A 16349-nucleotide genomic window follows, 5' to 3' on the forward strand; every position below is an offset into this window, starting at 1 on the left:
AGACTTTTTCCAGGAGAGAAGGAAAATTGCTCGACGTAACAACTTTTGATGAGCTGCGGATCGGCCTCGCAACGGCCGACGACATCCGCAAGTGGTCGCACGGTGAGGTCAAGAAGCCCGAGACCATCAACTACCGCACGCTGAAGCCCGAGAAGGACGGCCTCTTCGGAGAGCAGATCTTCGGGCCGAGCCGTGACTGGGAGTGTTCCTGCGGCAAGTACAAGCGGGTGCGCTTCAAGGGCATCGTCTGCGAGCGCTGCGGTGTCGAGGTCACGAAGTCGTCGGTGCGCCGCGAGCGCATGGGCCACATCGAGCTCGCCGCTCCGGTCACGCACATCTGGTACTTCAAGGGCGTTCCCTCGCGCTTGGGCTACCTGCTCGACATGGCGCCGAAAGACCTCGAGAAGGTCATCTACTTCGCCGCGTACATGATCATCTCGGTCGACGAGGAGGGCCGTCACGCCGACATGCCCGGCCTCGAGAACGAGCTGCGTCTCGAGATCAAGACGCTGTCCGACCAGCGCGATGCCCGCATCGCCGACCGTCTGACGCGCCTCGAGGCCGACCTGGCCGAGCTCGAGAACGAGGGTGCCAAGGCCGACCAGAAGCGCCGCACGAAGGATGGCGCCGAGAAGGAGATGTCGCAGACCCGCAAGGCCTACGACGACCAGATCGGTCAGCTGGAGCGCGTGTGGGAGGACTTCCGCAGCCTCAAGGTCGGTGAGCTCAAGCCCGAAGACGCGATCTTCCACGAGCTGCAGGACCGCTACGGCATGTACTTCGAGGCCTACATGGGCGCCGAGGCCATCAAGAAGCGCCTCGAGGCCTTCGACCTGGCCACGGAGTCCGACACGCTGCACCTGCAGATCGCCGAGGGCAAGGGTCAGAAGAAGATCCGCGCCATCAAGCGCCTGCGCGTGGTGAACTCGTTCCTGCAGACCGGCAACTCGCCGGCGGCGATGGTTCTCGACGTGGTCCCCGTGATCCCGCCGGAGCTGCGCCCGATGGTGCAGCTCGACGGTGGCCGCTTCGCGACCTCCGACCTGAACGACCTCTACCGCCGCGTGATCAACCGCAACAACCGTCTCCGTCGACTGCTCGACCTCGGTGCCCCCGAGATCATCGTCAACAACGAGAAGCGGATGCTGCAGGAGGCCGTCGACGCCCTGTTCGACAACGGCCGCCGTGGTCGCCCCGTCACCGGAACCGGCAACCGCGCCCTGAAGTCCCTGAGCGACATGCTCAAGGGAAAGCAGGGTCGTTTCCGCCAGAACCTGCTCGGCAAGCGCGTCGACTACTCGGGCCGCTCGGTCATCATCGTCGGCCCGCAGCTCAAGCTGCACCAGTGCGGTCTGCCCAAGCAGATGGCGCTGGAGCTGTTCAAGCCGTTCGTGATCAAGCGCCTGATCGACCTGAGCCACGCTCAGAACATCAAGGCCGCGAAGCGCATGGTCGAGCGCAGCCGTCCCCAGGTGTGGGACGTGCTGGAGGAGATCATCCGCGAGCGCCCGGTGCTGCTCAACCGCGCACCGACGCTTCACCGCCTCGGCATCCAGGCCTTCGAGCCTCAGCTCGTGGAGGGCAAGGCCATCCAGCTGCACCCGCTCGTCTGCGCCGCGTTCAACGCGGACTTCGACGGTGACCAGATGGCCGTGCACCTTCCGCTGTCGGTCGAGGCCCAGGCCGAGGCCCGCATCCTGATGCTCGCGTCGAACAACATCCTGAAGCCGTCGGATGGCCGCCCGGTCACCCTGCCGACCCAGGACATGATCATCGGCCTGCACCACCTCACCACGGTGAAGGAAGGCGCGATCGGCGAAGGCCGCGCGTTCTCCTCCGTGTCCGAGGCGATCCTGGCCAAGGATCAGGGTTCGCTCGACCTCAACGCGCTCGTGAAGATCCGTCTGAACGACGTGCACTTCGCCGAAGGCGCCGGCCCTGAGGGATACGTCGACGGCCCCGTGCTCGTCGAGACCACCCTCGGTCGCGCGCTCTTCAACGAGGCCCTCCCCGAGGACTACCCGTTCGTGGAGTTGGTGGCCGACAAGGGCGCCATCTCGGCGATCGTGAACGACCTCGCGGAGCGCTACCCGAAGGTGGAGGTCGCGGCATCGCTCGACCGCATCAAGGACGCCGGTTTCTACTGGGCCACGCGCTCCGGTGTGACCGTCGCGCTCTCCGACATCCTGACGCCTCCCACCAAGCGGGAGATCGTCGCGGGTTACGAGAAGCAGGCCGCCAAGGTGCAGGCGCAGTTCGAGAAGGGTCTCACGACCGACCTCGAGCGTCGCCAGGAGCTGATCCAGATCTGGACGAAGGCCACGGATGAGGTCGCCGCAGCCATGCGCGCGAACTTCCCGGTCGACAACACGATCAACCGCATGGTCACCTCGGGTGCCCGTGGTAACTGGCTGCAGGTGCGCAACATCGCCGGTATGCGAGGCCTCGTGAACAACCCGAAGGGTGAGATCATCCCTCGTCCGATCATCTCCTCGTACCGCGAGGGATTGTCGGTGGCGGAGTACTTCATCGCGACCCACGGTGCCCGCAAGGGTCTGGCCGACACGGCTCTCCGTACGGCCGACTCCGGTTACCTGACCCGTCGTCTCGTCGACGTGTCGCAGGACGTCATCATCCGCGAGCCCGATTGTGGCACCTCGAGGGGTCTCGACCTCCCGATCGCCATCGAAGAGGCTCCCGGTGTGTGGGTTCGCGACGCCAACGTCGAGAACTCGGTCTACGCCCGCTCGCTGGCCGCTGACGCGGTGAACGAGAAGGGCGAGGTCGTGGCCTCGGCCGGAGACGACGTCGGAGACGTGCTGATCGAGAAGCTGGTCGCCGCGGGCGTGCGCAACATCAAGGTGCGCTCCGTGCTGACCTGCGAGTCGGCCGTCGGTGTGTGTGCTGCCTGCTACGGCCGCTCGCTCGCCACCGGCAAGCTCGTCGACATCGGCGAGGCCGTCGGCATCATCGCGGCCCAGTCGATCGGTGAGCCCGGCACGCAGCTCACGATGCGTACCTTCCACACCGGTGGTTCGGCATCCGCCGACGACATCACCCAGGGTCTGCCCCGCGTTCAGGAGCTCTTCGAGGCCCGCACCCCCAAGGGTGCGTCGCCGATCGTCGAGGCTGCCGGCCGCGTGACGATCGAAGACACCGACCGCAGCCGCAAGGTGATCCTCACGCCCGACAACGGCGACGAACCGATCGCCTACCCGGTGCTGAAGCGTGCCACCCTTCTCATCGAAGACGGGCAGCATGTCGAACTCGGTCAGCAGCTCATCGTCGGCGCCGTCGACCCGAAGGAAGTCCTTCGCGTCAAGGGCGTGCGCGAGGTGCAGAAGCACCTCGTGGGCGGTGTGCAGGGCGTCTACCGCTCGCAGGGTGTGCCGATCCACGACAAGCACATCGAGGTCATCGTTCGGCAGATGCTCCGCAAGGTCACCGTCGTCGAGCACGGCGACACCGATCTGCTGCCGGGTGAGCTCGTCGACCGGGCTCGCTACAACGAGGTCAACCGCGCCGCTCTCTCCGAGGGCAAGAAGACGGCATCCGCCCGCCAGGAGGTCATGGGTATCACCAAGGCCTCCCTCGCGACGGAGTCGTGGCTGTCGGCCGCGTCGTTCCAGGAGACCACGCGTGTTCTCACGCAGGCCGCCATGGAGGGCAAGTCCGACCCGCTGGTGGGCCTGAAGGAGAACGTGATCATCGGAAAGCTGATCCCGGCCGGAACCGGTCTCCAGAAGTACCGCAACGTCACGGTCGAGGCGACCGAGGAGGCGAAGGCAGAGCGTTACCCGAACCGCATCTTCACGGATGACTCGGTGTTCTCCGAAGCCGACCTCTCGTTCGTCGACTTCGACAGCTTCTCGAGCGACGACTACACGCCGGGCACCTACAACTAAGGTGCGCTAGCCAGGCTGGGCCCCTCATCTTCGGGTGAGGGGCCCTTCGTCGTCTCGGCGAGCTGTGCGACCACCTGACGGGCGACGAGCCGGCCGGCGCGGTTGGCGCCGATGGTCGACGCCTGCGGGCCGTAGCCGGCCAGGAAGACCCGCGCATCACGCAACGAGTGCCCGCGCTCCACCGCGAGCCCGCCCGAGCGCTCGCGCAGCCCGAGCGGCGCCAGGTGGGAGAGCTCCGGGCGGAATCCGGTGGCCCAGATGATGTCGTCGGCCGGTTCGAACGAGCCGTCGGCGAAGCGCACCCCGGCGGGCTCGATCGAGGTGAACATCGGATGCGCCTGCAGCACGCCGCGCTCCCGGGCCGCCGCGATCGCCGGCGTCGCCACCAGCCGGGTGCCGCTAACGATGCTCGGCAGCGGCAGGCCCTGCTTGGCCGCCTCGTCCTGCATCGTCACCGCGGCGATGCCGGCCTCCTGGTTGAGCGCGTCGCCGGCCATGAACTCCGGCTCGCGACGGGTGACCCAGGTCGTCGACGCGGCGACGCCCTCGAGCTCGAGCACGAACCCCACGGCCGACGTGCCACCGCCGACCACCACGACCCGGCGGCCCCGGAAGTCTTCGGCCCGCACGTACTCCGGCGTCGTGAACTGCCGCCCGCGGAACGTCTCCTCGCCCCGCACGTAGGGCCGGAACGGCGAGCCCCAGGTGCCGCTCGCGTTCACCACCACCTCGGTCAGCACGTCGCCGGCATCCGTCCGCACCACGAGGAGCCCGGATGCCGCGTCGGCGGCCTCGACCGCGAGCACCGTCACCGGGCGCATCACGCCGAGCCCGTAGGCCTCCTCGTAGCGCTCGTAGTACTCCCGCACGACGTCCCGCGCGGGGCGCGACTGGTCGGCGGTGGCGAAACTCAGCCCGAGGTCGCCCATACCGGGCAGGTCGTTGACGCGGTGTGCGGTGCCGAGCCGGAGCGACTCCCACCGGAACTGCCACGCGCCGCCCGCCCGCGGGCCGCGGTCGAGCACGAGCACCTCGTCGACGGGGCGCAGGCCGAGCCGGCGCAGGTGGTAGGCCACCGACAGTCCCGCCTGGCCGGCGCCGATCACCACCACGCGCACACGAGCGGGAAGGGAGGGAGTCATGTGATGGTCGAACATCGGCGGCCGCACAACCCTTCCCCGCGGCATCCGGATCGGCCCGGCGCGCGTCCCCGACGCAGGTGCCTGCCGTTGTTAGAGTGACGCCAGCACCGCAACCGGTGTCGTGTGAAGAGGCCGAGCCGGCCGTGAGGAGTTGCGCCATGAGCACCGACGATCGTCAGGGCGACCAGCCGGAATTCCCCATGCGGGATGCCGACGGCAACCCCATCGCCCAGACGCCGGCCGCGGCCACGCCGCCCCTGCCCGACATCCCGGCCTGGCAGGCTCCGGTCGACGACTCCACGGGGCGCCCCGAATCTGTCAGTGCCGACCGCGCGACCGGCTCCGGCTCCGACCGGCCCGAGGTGGTCGAGGAGTTCGAGGTCGTCGAGGTCGTCGAGACGGATGCCGACGCGTCCGCCCGCGAGAGCGCGGCGCGCGAGACGGCGGCCCGCGAGCCGCTCGGCGGTCCCTACGTCGTGACCGAGCACGGGGCGCCGGTGGCCGAGCAGGCGACAGCCGCCTACGAGCGCCAGCCGATCGGCGGCCCCTACGTCACCTCGTCGGAGCCGACGCCCTCGGCGAACGAGAACCTCACCGAGTCGACGCCCTACCCCGCCGCCGCGTTCGCGCCGGCACCCGCCCCGGCCGCGGGCGCCGCCCCCGCCGCGGTTGTCGGAAGCGCGGCCTACGCCTACCAGCCCGTTCCCCAGCCGCTCGCCGCGCCCGTGCCGCCCGACGCGAAGGGCAATCGCGGCGGAGGCTCGCTCATCGCGCTGATCGGCACCCTGGCGTTCGCGATCGTCTACGCCGGTGTGTCCTTCCTGATCATCGCGGCGAACGTCGGCGCCACCGACTACATCCCCGCGTTCTCATCGTTCCTGCTGAGCGCCGCCTTCATCGTGCCGGTCGTCGTCTTCGCGATCTCACTCATCCTGATCGTGCTGATCGTCAACCGCGCGGGCTGGTGGGCCTACGTGCTCGGCGGCTTCCTCGTCGCCGTGCTGGTCTACGTCGCCGGCATCGCGGGGGCCCTCATCCACGTGCAGGCCTGGAACTTCCAGCCGCAGGAGCAGTACGACTTCGTGCGATCGCTCACCATGGACCCGTTGACCCTCGCCGGCGCGATCGTCGCCCGGGAGGTCTCGATCTGGACCGGCGCGTGGATCGCCGCGCGCGGGCGGCGGGTGAAGGCCCGCAACATCGCGGCCCGCGAGGAGTACGAGCGCAACCAGGAGGCCGCCCTGGCAGTCCCCACCACCGCGGCGCCGGCGTCGGCCGGTCACACCGAGACGCAGGTTCCCGGCACGACCTGGTAAGATCCTGAGGTCCGCGTTGCCGGTCGTGGGGCTCGAGCCCCTCGGCATTTGACCCCGAGGGGTCAAGAGGCTAGAATTTTCCGGGTGTGTGCATACTTGCATGCCCAGATTTTCGAGCGAAGCAGGCCCGGGCGAGAAAGCCCAGGGCTTCCACCGCTCTTCCAACCAGCGATACCAGAGCCATTTTGTACCGCCGGTGGGTCCAAACGAATCTCGACACGCCAACACTGGCGTGCGCATCGACACCGAGCTAATCGACACCGAGCGTTACGAATACAAGGAGTAAGTAGTGCCAACCATTCAGCAGTTGGTCCGAAAGGGTCGCACCCCGAAGGTCACCAAGACCAAGGCGCCCGCCCTCAAGGCCAACCCCCAGCAGCGCGGCGTGTGCACCCGTGTGTACACCACCACCCCCAAGAAGCCGAACTCCGCGCTTCGCAAGGTCGCCCGCGTCAAGCTGTCGAACGGCACCGAGGTCACCGCTTACATCCCTGGTGAGGGCCACAACCTGCAGGAGCACTCGATGGTGCTCGTTCGCGGCGGTCGTGTGAAAGACCTCCCCGGTGTGCGTTACAAGATCGTCCGCGGCGCGCTCGACACGCAGGCCGTGAAGAACCGCAAGCAGGCTCGCAGCCGTTACGGCGCGAAGATGGAGAAGAAGTAATGCCTCGCAAGGGTCCCGCCCCGAAGCGTCCCGTTGTCGCCGACCCGGTCTACGGTGCGCCGGTCGTCAGCCAGCTCGTCAACAAGATCCTCCTCGACGGCAAGAAGGCCATCGCCGAGCGCATCGTCTACGAAGCGCTCGAGGGCGTCTCGTCGAAGAACGGCCAGGACGCCGTCGTCACGCTGAAGAAGGCTCTCGACAACGTGCGCCCCACCCTCGAGGTGCGCAGCCGCCGTGTCGGTGGCTCGACCTACCAGGTGCCGGTCGAGGTCAAGCCTCACCGCGCCAACACCCTCGCACTCCGGTGGCTCACCACCTACGCGAAGGCCCGTCGCGAGAAGACCATGACCGAGCGTCTCCAGAACGAGATCCTCGATGCATCCAACGGTCTCGGCGCCGCTGTCAAGCGTCGCGAAGACACCCACAAGATGGCCGAGTCGAACAAGGCATTCGCCCACTACCGCTGGTAGTCGTCCGACCCCGCTTTCCCACTCTTACCTTTCGGAGGAATCCCTTTGGCACAGGACGTGCTCACCGACCTGAACAAGGTCCGCAACATCGGCATCATGGCGCACATCGATGCCGGCAAGACCACCACCACCGAGCGCATCCTGTTCTACACGGGCATCACCCACAAGATCGGTGAGGTGCACGACGGCGCCGCGACGATGGACTGGATGGCGCAGGAGCAGGAACGTGGCATCACGATCACGTCTGCGGCGACCACCTGTTTCTGGAACAAGAACCAGATCAACATCATCGACACCCCCGGTCACGTCGACTTCACCGTCGAGGTGGAGCGTTCGCTCCGCGTGCTCGACGGCGCCGTCGCCGTGTTCGACGGCAAGGAGGGCGTCGAGCCCCAGTCCGAGACGGTGTGGCGTCAGGCCGACAAGTACAACGTGCCCCGCATCTGCTTCGTCAACAAGATGGACAAGCTGGGCGCCGACTTCTACTTCACGGTCGACACCATCATCAACCGCCTGGGTGCCAAGCCCCTCGTGATCCAGCTCCCGATCGGTGCGGAGTCCTCGTTCGAGGGCGTCGTCGACCTGGTCGAGATGCGCGCGCTCACCTGGCGCGGCGACTCCAAGGGTGACGTCGCGATGGGTGCGAAGTACGAGATCGAAGAGATCCCGGCCGACCTCAAGGAGAAGGCCGACGAATACCGTCAGCTGCTGCTCGAGACCGTCGCCGAGACCGACGACGCGCTGCTCGAGAAGTTCTTCGGTGGCGAGGAGCTCACGGTCGCCGAGATCAAGGGCGCCATCCGCAAGCTCACCGTCAACAGCGAGATCTACCCTGTGCTGTGCGGTTCGGCGTTCAAGAACCGCGGCGTGCAGCCCATGCTCGACGCGGTCGTCGACTACCTCCCCTCCCCGCTGGATGTGCCCGCGACCGAAGGTCACGACATCCGCGACGAGGAAATCGTCGTCGAGCGTCACCCCGACCCGAAAGACCCCTTCGCGGCCCTCGCGTTCAAGGTCGCGGTTCACCCGTTCTTCGGTCGACTCACTTACATCCGCGTCTACTCGGGTCACCTCGCGTCGGGCGGACAGGTCATGAACTCGACCAAGGGCAAGAAGGAGCGCATCGGCAAGATCTTCCAGATGCACTCCAACAAGGAGAACCCGGTCGACTCGGTCACCGCCGGCCACATCTACGCGGTCATCGGCCTCAAAGACACGACCACCGGCGACACCCTGTCCGACCCGTCGAACCAGATCGTCCTCGAGTCGATGACGTTCCCGGAGCCGGTCATCGAGGTCGCCATCGAGCCGAAGACCAAGGCCGACCAGGAGAAGCTGGGTGTCGCCATCCAGAAGCTCGCTGAAGAAGACCCGACCTTCCGCACCGAGCAGAACCAGGAGACCGGTCAGACGGTCATCAAGGGAATGGGCGAGCTCCACCTCGACATCCTGGTCGACCGCATGAAGCGCGAGTTCAACGTCGAGGCCAACGTGGGCAAGCCCCAGGTGGCCTACCGCGAGACGATCCGCAAGACCGTCGAGCGCCACGACTACACGCACAAGAAGCAGACCGGTGGTTCGGGTCAGTTCGCGAAGGTGCAGATCGCCATCGAGCCTCTCGAGGTCACGGCCGACAAGACCTACGAGTTCGAGAACAAGGTCACCGGTGGTCGCGTTCCGCGCGAGTACATCCCGTCGGTCGACGCCGGAATCCAGGATGCGCTGCAGGTCGGCATCCTCGCCGGATACCCCATGGTCGGGGTCAAGGCGAGCCTGCTCGACGGCCAGTCGCACGACGTCGACTCCTCGGAGATGGCGTTCAAGATCGCCGGATCGATGGCTTTCAAAGAAGCCGCTCGTAAGGCGAGCCCGGTTCTGCTCGAGCCGTTGATGGCCGTGGAGGTGCGCACCCCTGAGGAATACATGGGTGACGTCATCGGCGACCTCAACTCGCGTCGTGGCCAGATCCAGTCCATGGAGGACGCCAGCGGCGTCAAGGTGGTTCGTGCACACGTGCCGCTGTCGGAGATGTTCGGTTACATCGGCGACCTGAGGTCGAAGACCTCCGGCCGTGCCGTGTACTCGATGACCTTCGAAAGCTACGCCGAGGTCCCGAAGGCTGTGGCCGACGAGATCATCCAGAAGAACAAGGGCGAGTAGCACCCGAGTTCTGCGCACCTCGTAGGTTCGCGTAAAATATCAACAAACCCCCGCCTGATTCCGGATGCAATCCAGCACCCGTGACTCCGGCATGAGAGTCCTGAGGAGGACCTAGTGGCTAAGGCCAAGTTCGAGCGGACCAAGCCGCACGTCAACATCGGAACGATCGGTCACGTTGATCACGGTAAGACCACTCTTACCGCTGCCATCTCGAAGGTCCTGGCGGACAAGTTCCCGTCGGCGACCAACGTTCAGCGCGACTTCGCGTCGATCGACTCCGCTCCTGAGGAGCGCCAGCGCGGCATCACGATCAACATCTCGCACGTCGAGTACGAGACGCCCAAGCGTCACTACGCTCACGTCGACGCCCCTGGTCACGCCGACTACATCAAGAACATGATCACCGGTGCGGCTCAGATGGACGGCGCGATCCTCGTGGTCGCCGCCACCGACGGCCCGATGGCTCAGACCCGCGAGCACGTTCTGCTCGCCAAGCAGGTCGGCGTTCCCTACCTGCTCGTCGCGCTGAACAAGGCCGACATGGTCGACGACGAGGAGATCCTGGAGCTCGTCGAGCTCGAGGTTCGCGAGCTGCTCGCGAGCCAGAACTTCGATGGCGACAACGCCCCCGTCGTTCGCGTCTCGGGCCTCAAGGCCCTCGAGGGTGACGAGAAGTGGACCCAGTCCATCCTCGACCTCATGGACGCCGTCGACGAGTCGATCCCCGACCCGATCCGCGACAAGGACAAGCCGTTCCTGATGCCGATCGAAGACGTCTTCACGATCACCGGTCGTGGAACCGTCGTCACGGGCCGCGCCGAGCGTGGAACCCTCGCCATCAACTCCGAGGTCGAGATCGTCGGCATCCGCCCGACGCAGAAGACCACGGTCACCGGTATCGAGATGTTCCACAAGCAGCTCGACGAGGCATGGGCCGGCGAGAACTGTGGTCTGCTTCTCCGCGGCACCAAGCGCGAAGACGTGGAGCGCGGCCAGGTCGTCGTCAAGCCGGGTTCGGTCACGCCGCACACCGACTTCGAAGGCACCGCCTACATCCTGTCGAAGGATGAGGGTGGCCGTCACAACCCCTTCTACACGAACTACCGCCCGCAGTTCTACTTCCGCACCACCGACGTCACCGGCGTCATCACGCTGCCCGAGGGCACCGAGATGGTCATGCCCGGCGACACCACCGACATCTCGGTCGCGCTGATCCAGCCGATCGCGATGGAGGAGGGCCTCGGCTTCGCTATTCGTGAGGGTGGCCGCACCGTCGGCGCCGGAACCGTCACGAAGATCATCAAGTAGTCCTAGCTCCACACACAAAAGGGTCGTGCCTTCGGGCACGGCCCTTTTGTTTTGCCCGCAAGAGGAGCACCATGGTCGACATGGCGGGATTCGACGACATCACCAAGAAGGCACAGGCCTTCCTCAACGACGACAAGGTGAAGGATGCCCTGAAGAGCGAGAAGGCGGAGGACATCAGCGACAAGGTGCTCGACGGCGTGGCCGATGCGGTCAACAAGGTCACGGGCAAGAAGTTCGAGAGCCAGGTCGACGGCGCTCGCGACACGGCCGACAAAGCCGTGGGCAACGAATAGGCGTTATCGCTGCAGTTGGGTATTAGATGGTGAGATGCCCCGCCTCCGACGATCAGATTCATCGGGACGGGGCATCCGCCGTCTCAAGGCCGGCAAGGGCTTCACCTACCGCGACGACGACGGGGTGACCATCACCGACCCGGAGCTGCGAGCCCGGATCGAGCACCTCGCCATCCCTCCGGCGTGGACGGATGTCTGGATCGCGCCCTTCGCGAACGGCCACATCCAGGCCACCGGTGTCGACGGCGCCGGCCGGCGCCAGTACATCTACCACCCCACCTGGCGTGAGCAGAAAGACCGCATCAAGTACGACCGCGCGTTGGCCCTCGCCGAGTCGCTGCCCATCGCCCGCCGCTTCGTCACGATCGACCTGCGCCGCGACGGCTACCCGCGGGAGCGGGCGCTGGCGGCGGGCTTCCGGATGCTCGACACCGGTTCACTGCGCGTCGGCAACGAGCGCTACGCCCAGCAGCACGGCAGCTACGGCCTGACCAGTCTGCTCGGCACCCACGCCAGGGTCTCGGGTGACGTGGTGAAGCTCGAGTTCCCAGCCAAGAGCGGCGAGGAGTGGTCGTCGGAGATCACCGACGCCGACCTCGCGCACGTCGTGCGGAGCCTGAAGCGCCGCGGCCCCCAGGCGCGCCTGCTCGCCTGGAAGAACGAGGGCACGAAGACCTGGCACCCGGTCGATCCGGGCGAGATCAACGACTACGTGCGCGAGCGCACCGGCGGCGAGTTCACCGCGAAGGACTTCCGCACCCTGCACGGCACCATCGCCGCGGCGGTGAGCCTCGCCGTGCACGGGCCCGAGCAGAAGAAGACGGCCAGAACGCACGCGCTCGCCCAGGCGATGCGCGATGCCAGCGTGGTGCTCGGCAACACGCCCGCGATCGCCAAGAAGAGCTACGTCGATCCTCGGGTCGTCGACCACTACGAGCACGGCGTCACGATCGACCCGGCACGAGTGTCCTCGGCCGAGAGCGAGTTGCGCGCGCTGCTGTTCGAATGACCGCAGAATTCGGTAGAAGTCAAGGTTGTGTTCCCCGGTCAGAAGCGCAGAATGGGGTCAATCGTTCTTACGGGAGACCTGCCGCCAGACGCTGCGAACAGAGCTTGACCGAGAGTGGTCAGCGCGCTTGACCGACTGAGCCCCAGCTCTCCCGTAAGAACGTTCCTCGCCCGACATACCGATGAAACGTTGCGGGCATAGCGTGGAAGCGTGTTCACCAAGTACGACCCCGCCGCGCCGGAGGGCTTCTTCGAAGCCGAGGCCGCGGGCCTGTCCTGGCTCGCGAGCAGCGGGGGAGTGCCCTGCGTCAGGGTGCTGGCGGTGCGCGAGGGCACCATCGAGCTCGACGAGCTGCGCTCCGCACGCCCGAGCCGCGAGGCCGCCCGGCGTTTCGGCGAGCTGCTCGCCGTGACCCACGCGGCCGGGGCCGACGCGTTCGGCTCACCGCCCGCCGGCTGGGCGGGGCCGTGCTACATCGGCCGACGCGAGATGAGCGTGGGCGCCTACGGCACCTGGAGCGACTTCTACCCGGCCGAGCGCGTGCGCCCCTACGCCGAGCAGGCGGTGGCGCGCGGCAACCTGAGCGCCGACGGCTTCCGCACGGTGCAGAAGGCGTGCGACTTCATCCAGTCCGGCCTCTTCGACGACGGCGAGCCCCCGGCGCGGCTGCACGGCGACCTCTGGTCGGGCAACGTCATGTGGACCCCGACCGGCGTCACGCTCATCGACCCCGCGGCCCACGGCGGCCACCGGGAGACCGATCTGGCCATGCTGGTGCTGTTCGGCGCCCCCTTCCTCGACGACATCCTCACGGCCTACGACAAGGCCGCACCGCTGGCCCCGGGATGGCACGCCAGGGTGCCCATGCACCAGCTCTTCCCGCTCGCGGTGCACGCCGTCGGGCACGGTCCGTCGTATGGCGTCGAGCTCGAGCGCGCCGCGCACGCGGTGCTGCAGCTGGCGGCCGGACAGGCGTGAGAAAGCGCGACACGCCCGGGTTGCATGTAGGCCCAGGATGTGGCAAACTCGTCTAGTTCAACATTTTGGGCCGCCTTGCGTGCCCGAATCACTGTTTTGGCAGTGCATAGCCCACAGAACACCGTTCTTCGTGGTTAGGCCGCAGACAGCAGAACACAGCTTAATCGCAACCCCCTCTTCTCCTGGCTAGAAGTTTGTGTTGCGGTGCCTGATAGCAAAACAGTGGGCGTCCAATGCAGTCGAGGCTGTATGACGCGAGACAGAGAGAGAGTCACACATGGCGGGACAGAAGATCCGCATTCGACTTAAGTCGTATGACCACGAGGTCATCGACACCTCGGCGCGCAAGATCGTCGACACGGTCACCCGTGCAGGAGCAACCGTCGTCGGCCCCGTGCCGCTTCCGACGGAGAAGAACGTGATCGCAGTCATCCGTTCGCCCCACAAGTACAAGGACAGCCGCGAGCACTTCGAGATGCGCACCCACAAGCGGCTCATCGACATCATCGACCCGACGCCGAAGGCCGTCGATTCGCTCATGCGTCTCGACCTGCCCGCCGACGTCAACATCGAGATCAAGCTCTGAGCGCGAAGGACTAGGTAATCACTATGGCTCTCGCAGCTAAGACTTCCAAGGGTCTGCTCGGCAAGAAGCTCGGCATGACGCAGGTGTGGGACGAGAACAACCGTCTCATCCCCGTCACCGTCGTCGAGGTCTCGCCCAACGTCGTGACCCAGATCCGCACCCCCGAGAAAGACGGCTACTCGGCCGTCCAGATCGCCGCCGGTCAGATCGACCCCCGCAAGGTGAACAAGCCGGCCACCGGCCACTTCGACGCCGCGGGCGTCACCCCCCGTCGCCACATCACCGAGATCCGCACCGCGGATGCCGCTGACTACAGCATCGGCCAGGAGCTCACCGCCGAGAGCGTCTTCGAAGCCGGCCAGAAGGTCGACGTCGTGGGCACCTCCAAGGGCAAGGGCTTCGCCGGTGTCATGAAGCGCCACAACTTCAAGGGTGTCTCCGCCTCGCACGGCTCGCACCGCAACCACCGCAAGCCCGGCTCGATCGGTGCGTCGTCGACGCCCAGCCGTGTCTTCAAGGGCATGCGCATGGCCGGCCGCATGGGTGGCGAGCGCGTCACCGTGCTCAACCTGGTCATCCACTCGGTCGACGCCGAGAAGGGCCTGCTGCTCGTCAAGGGCGCGGTTCCCGGCGCCAAGGGCCGCCTCGTTTTCGTTCGCAACGCAGTGAAGGGGGCGTAGTTCATGGCCACCGCAACTAACACGCTCGATGTCCTCGACGTCGCCGGCAAGAAGTCCGGCACCGTCGAGCTGCCCGCCGAGATCTTCGACGTGCAGACCAACATCCCGCTCATCCACCAGGTCGTCGTCGCTCAGCTCGCCGCCGCCCGCCAGGGAACCCACAAGACCAAGCGTCGTGGTGAGGTCTCCGGTGCCGGCCGCAAGCCGTTCAAGCAGAAGGGAACCGGTCGCGCTCGTCAGGGCTCGATCCGCGCCCCTCAGATGACCGGCGGTGGCATCGTCCACGGACCGGTGCCCCGTAGCTACGCCCAGCGCACCCCTAAGAAGATGATCGCCGCAGCTCTGCTCGGCGCCATCTCCGACCGAGCCCGCGGAGGCCGCCTGCACGTCGTCGAGTCCCTCTCGCAGGGTGAGACGCCGTCGACCAAGGCCGTCAACGAGTTCCTCGCCACCGTCGCCTCGTCGAAGCACGTGCTCGTCGTGCTCGAGCGCAGCGACGACCTGAGCCTCAAGAGCGTCCGCAACATCCCGACCGTTCACGTGCTGCCCGCAGACCAGCTGAACGCCTACGACGTCCTCGTCTCCGACGACATCGTCTTCACCAAGGGTTCCTTCGACGCGTTCGTCGCCGCGAAGACCAAGAAGGAAGAGGTTTCCGCATGAGCAACGCCGCGTTCAACAAAGACCCGCGCGACATCATCCTGTCGCCCGTCGTCTCCGAGAAGAGCTACGGCCTGATCGACGAGGGCAAATACACCTTCGTCGTCGACCCCCGCTCGAACAAGACCGAGATCAAGCTCGCCATCGAGAAGATCTTCAAGGTCGAGGTGGCGTCGATCAACACGCTGAACCGCACGGGCAAGACCCGTCGCACCAAGTTCGGCCAGGGCAAGCGCAAGGACACCAAGCGTGCGATCGTCACGCTCAAGTCCGGATCCATCGACATCTTCACGGCCGTCGGCTAGGCGCGGAAGCTAGAGGAAAAGACACATGGCTATTCGTAAGTACAAGCCCACGACTCCGGGCCGCCGCGGCTCGTCGGTCGCGGACTTCGCAGAGATCACCCGTTCGACTCCTGAGAAGTCGCTGCTCCGCCCGCTCTCCAAGACCGGTGGCCGCAACAACCAGGGCCGCATCACGACCCGTCACATCGGTGGTGGCCACAAGCGCCAGTACCGCGTCATCGACTTCCGTCGCAATGACAAAGACGGCGTGAACGCCAAGGTCGCTCACATCGAGTACGACCCCAACCGCACCGCGCGCATCGCGCTGCTCCACTTCGTGGACGGCACCAAGCGCTACATCCTCGCGCCGAACAAGCTCTCCCAGGGCGACATCGTCGAGTCGGGTGCGGGTGCTGACATCAAGCCCGGCAACAACCTGCCGCTGCGCAACATCCCCACCGGTACCGTCATCCACGCCATCGAGCTGAAGCCGGGCGGAGGAGCCAAGATGGCTCGTTCCGCCGGTGCCTCGGTTCGTCTCGTGGCGAAGGACGGCCCCTACGCGCAGCTCCGTCTGCCGTCGGGCGAGATCCGCAACGTGGATGCCCGCTGCCGCGCCACCATCGGCGAGGTCGGCAACGCCGAGCAGTCGAACATCAACTGGGGCAAGGCCGGCCGCAGCCGCTGGAAGGGCATCCGCCCGACCGTGCGCGGTGTCGCCATGAACCCGGTCGACCACCCGCACGGTGGTGGTGAGGGCAAGACCTCCGGCGGACGTCACCCCGTCAGCCCCTGGGGCCAGTCCGAGGGCCGCACCCGTCACCCCAACAAGGAAAGCGACAAGCTCATCGTGCGTCGCCGGACCGTCGGCAAGAAGCGTAAGTAGGAGTCTTA

At 66.4% G+C, this 16349-nt stretch carries 15 protein-coding genes; 14 read left to right on the top strand and 1 reads right to left on the bottom strand.

All coding sequences use genetic code 11. The annotated features are described in order from the left end of the window. Positions 1-26: 26 nt before the first annotated feature. Positions 27-3905 (top strand): DNA-directed RNA polymerase subunit beta', encoded by a 3879-nt coding sequence (locus N1032_RS02215; RefSeq protein ID WP_259537188.1) that lies wholly within the window; start codon positions 27-29, stop codon positions 3903-3905. On the opposite strand, the gene N1032_RS02220 is transcribed toward N1032_RS02215, so the two are convergent. Next, the gene (locus tag N1032_RS02220; protein ID WP_259537189.1) at positions 3902-5047 is read right to left on the bottom strand and encodes an FAD-dependent oxidoreductase; all 1146 of its coding nucleotides are present in this window, start codon (positions 5045-5047) and stop codon (positions 3902-3904) included. The two genes, N1032_RS02215 and N1032_RS02220, sit on opposite strands and share 4 nt — an antisense overlap. A gap of 158 nt (positions 5048-5205) precedes the next feature. On the opposite strand from N1032_RS02220, the gene N1032_RS02225 reads away from it, so the two are divergent. From N1032_RS02225 to rplB, 13 genes are all read left to right on the top strand, one after another. Continuing rightward, positions 5206-6363 (top strand): hypothetical protein, encoded by a 1158-nt coding sequence (locus N1032_RS02225; protein ID WP_259537190.1) that lies wholly within the window; start codon positions 5206-5208, stop codon positions 6361-6363. A 289-nt stretch (positions 6364-6652) separates the two neighbouring features. Then, on the top strand, positions 6653-7027 hold the full coding sequence (gene rpsL / locus N1032_RS02230; protein ID WP_011186743.1) for a 30S ribosomal protein S12: 375 nt from the start codon (positions 6653-6655) through the stop codon (positions 7025-7027). Then, complete coding sequence (gene rpsG, locus N1032_RS02235; protein ID WP_259537191.1) at positions 7027-7497, top strand: 30S ribosomal protein S7; 471 nt, start codon at positions 7027-7029, stop codon at positions 7495-7497. Before rpsL ends, rpsG begins: the two co-directional genes overlap by 1 nt. Positions 7498-7542: 45 nt before the next feature. Continuing rightward, positions 7543-9657, top strand: coding sequence for an elongation factor G (gene fusA / locus N1032_RS02240; protein WP_259537192.1), 2115 nt, complete (start codon positions 7543-7545; stop codon positions 9655-9657). A gap of 114 nt (positions 9658-9771) precedes the next feature. Then, positions 9772-10965: an elongation factor Tu gene (gene tuf, locus N1032_RS02245; RefSeq protein WP_259537193.1), complete on the top strand. Its 1194-nt coding sequence runs from the start codon at positions 9772-9774 to the stop codon at positions 10963-10965. 71 nt (positions 10966-11036) lie between these two features. Further along, positions 11037-11258, top strand: a complete 222-nt coding sequence (locus N1032_RS02250; RefSeq protein WP_407932994.1) for an antitoxin — start codon at positions 11037-11039, stop codon at positions 11256-11258. Between the two features lie 34 nt (positions 11259-11292). After that, the gene (locus tag N1032_RS02255; protein ID WP_259537194.1) at positions 11293-12267 is read left to right on the top strand and encodes a DNA topoisomerase IB; all 975 of its coding nucleotides are present in this window, start codon (positions 11293-11295) and stop codon (positions 12265-12267) included. Positions 12268-12477: 210 nt separating this feature from the next. Beyond that, positions 12478-13245 carry a fructosamine kinase family protein gene (locus tag N1032_RS02260; protein WP_259537195.1) on the top strand — a complete coding sequence of 256 codons (768 nt, stop codon included), beginning with the start codon at positions 12478-12480 and terminating at the stop codon, positions 13243-13245. Positions 13246-13522: 277 nt separating this feature from the next. Then, on the top strand, positions 13523-13831 hold the full coding sequence (gene rpsJ / locus N1032_RS02265; protein WP_092547990.1) for a 30S ribosomal protein S10: 309 nt from the start codon (positions 13523-13525) through the stop codon (positions 13829-13831). 23 nt (positions 13832-13854) lie between these two features. Next, positions 13855-14511 carry a 50S ribosomal protein L3 gene (gene rplC, locus N1032_RS02270; protein WP_259537196.1) on the top strand — a complete coding sequence of 219 codons (657 nt, stop codon included), beginning with the start codon at positions 13855-13857 and terminating at the stop codon, positions 14509-14511. A 3-nt stretch (positions 14512-14514) separates the two neighbouring features. Continuing rightward, a complete protein-coding gene (rplD, locus tag N1032_RS02275) occupies positions 14515-15174 on the top strand; it encodes a 50S ribosomal protein L4 (protein ID WP_259537197.1) in 660 nt (219 codons plus the stop codon). Then, positions 15171-15476 (top strand): 50S ribosomal protein L23, encoded by a 306-nt coding sequence (rplW, locus tag N1032_RS02280; protein ID WP_259537198.1) that lies wholly within the window; start codon positions 15171-15173, stop codon positions 15474-15476. The genes rplD and rplW overlap by 4 nt, the downstream gene beginning before the upstream one ends. 25 nt (positions 15477-15501) lie before the next feature. Continuing rightward, positions 15502-16341 carry a 50S ribosomal protein L2 gene (rplB, locus tag N1032_RS02285; protein WP_259537199.1) on the top strand — a complete coding sequence of 280 codons (840 nt, stop codon included), beginning with the start codon at positions 15502-15504 and terminating at the stop codon, positions 16339-16341. Positions 16342-16349 lie beyond the last annotated feature (8 nt).

The organism is Herbiconiux daphne, assembly GCF_024979295.1.
GTDB classification, from domain to species: domain Bacteria; phylum Actinomycetota; class Actinomycetes; order Actinomycetales; family Microbacteriaceae; genus Herbiconiux; species Herbiconiux daphnes.

What these genes read in the sequence shown, in the direction of transcription:
- N1032_RS02220 (WP_259537189.1), bottom strand. Translation starts at nt 5,047, where the DNA reads ATGACTCCCTCCCTTCCCGCTCGTGTGCGCGTGGTGGTGATCGGCGCC.
- N1032_RS02225 (WP_259537190.1), top strand. Translation starts at nt 5,206, where the DNA reads ATGAGCACCGACGATCGTCAGGGCGACCAGCCGGAATTCCCCATGCGG.
- rpsG (WP_259537191.1), top strand. Translation starts at nt 7,027, where the DNA reads ATGCCTCGCAAGGGTCCCGCCCCGAAGCGTCCCGTTGTCGCCGACCCG.
- N1032_RS02250 (WP_407932994.1), top strand. Translation starts at nt 11,037, where the DNA reads ATGGTCGACATGGCGGGATTCGACGACATCACCAAGAAGGCACAGGCC.
- N1032_RS02255 (WP_259537194.1), top strand. Translation starts at nt 11,293, where the DNA reads ATGCCCCGCCTCCGACGATCAGATTCATCGGGACGGGGCATCCGCCGT.
- rpsJ (WP_092547990.1), top strand. Translation starts at nt 13,523, where the DNA reads ATGGCGGGACAGAAGATCCGCATTCGACTTAAGTCGTATGACCACGAG.
- rplC (WP_259537196.1), top strand. Translation starts at nt 13,855, where the DNA reads ATGGCTCTCGCAGCTAAGACTTCCAAGGGTCTGCTCGGCAAGAAGCTC.
- rplD (WP_259537197.1), top strand. Translation starts at nt 14,515, where the DNA reads ATGGCCACCGCAACTAACACGCTCGATGTCCTCGACGTCGCCGGCAAG.
- rplW (WP_259537198.1), top strand. Translation starts at nt 15,171, where the DNA reads ATGAGCAACGCCGCGTTCAACAAAGACCCGCGCGACATCATCCTGTCG.
- rplB (WP_259537199.1), top strand. Translation starts at nt 15,502, where the DNA reads ATGGCTATTCGTAAGTACAAGCCCACGACTCCGGGCCGCCGCGGCTCG.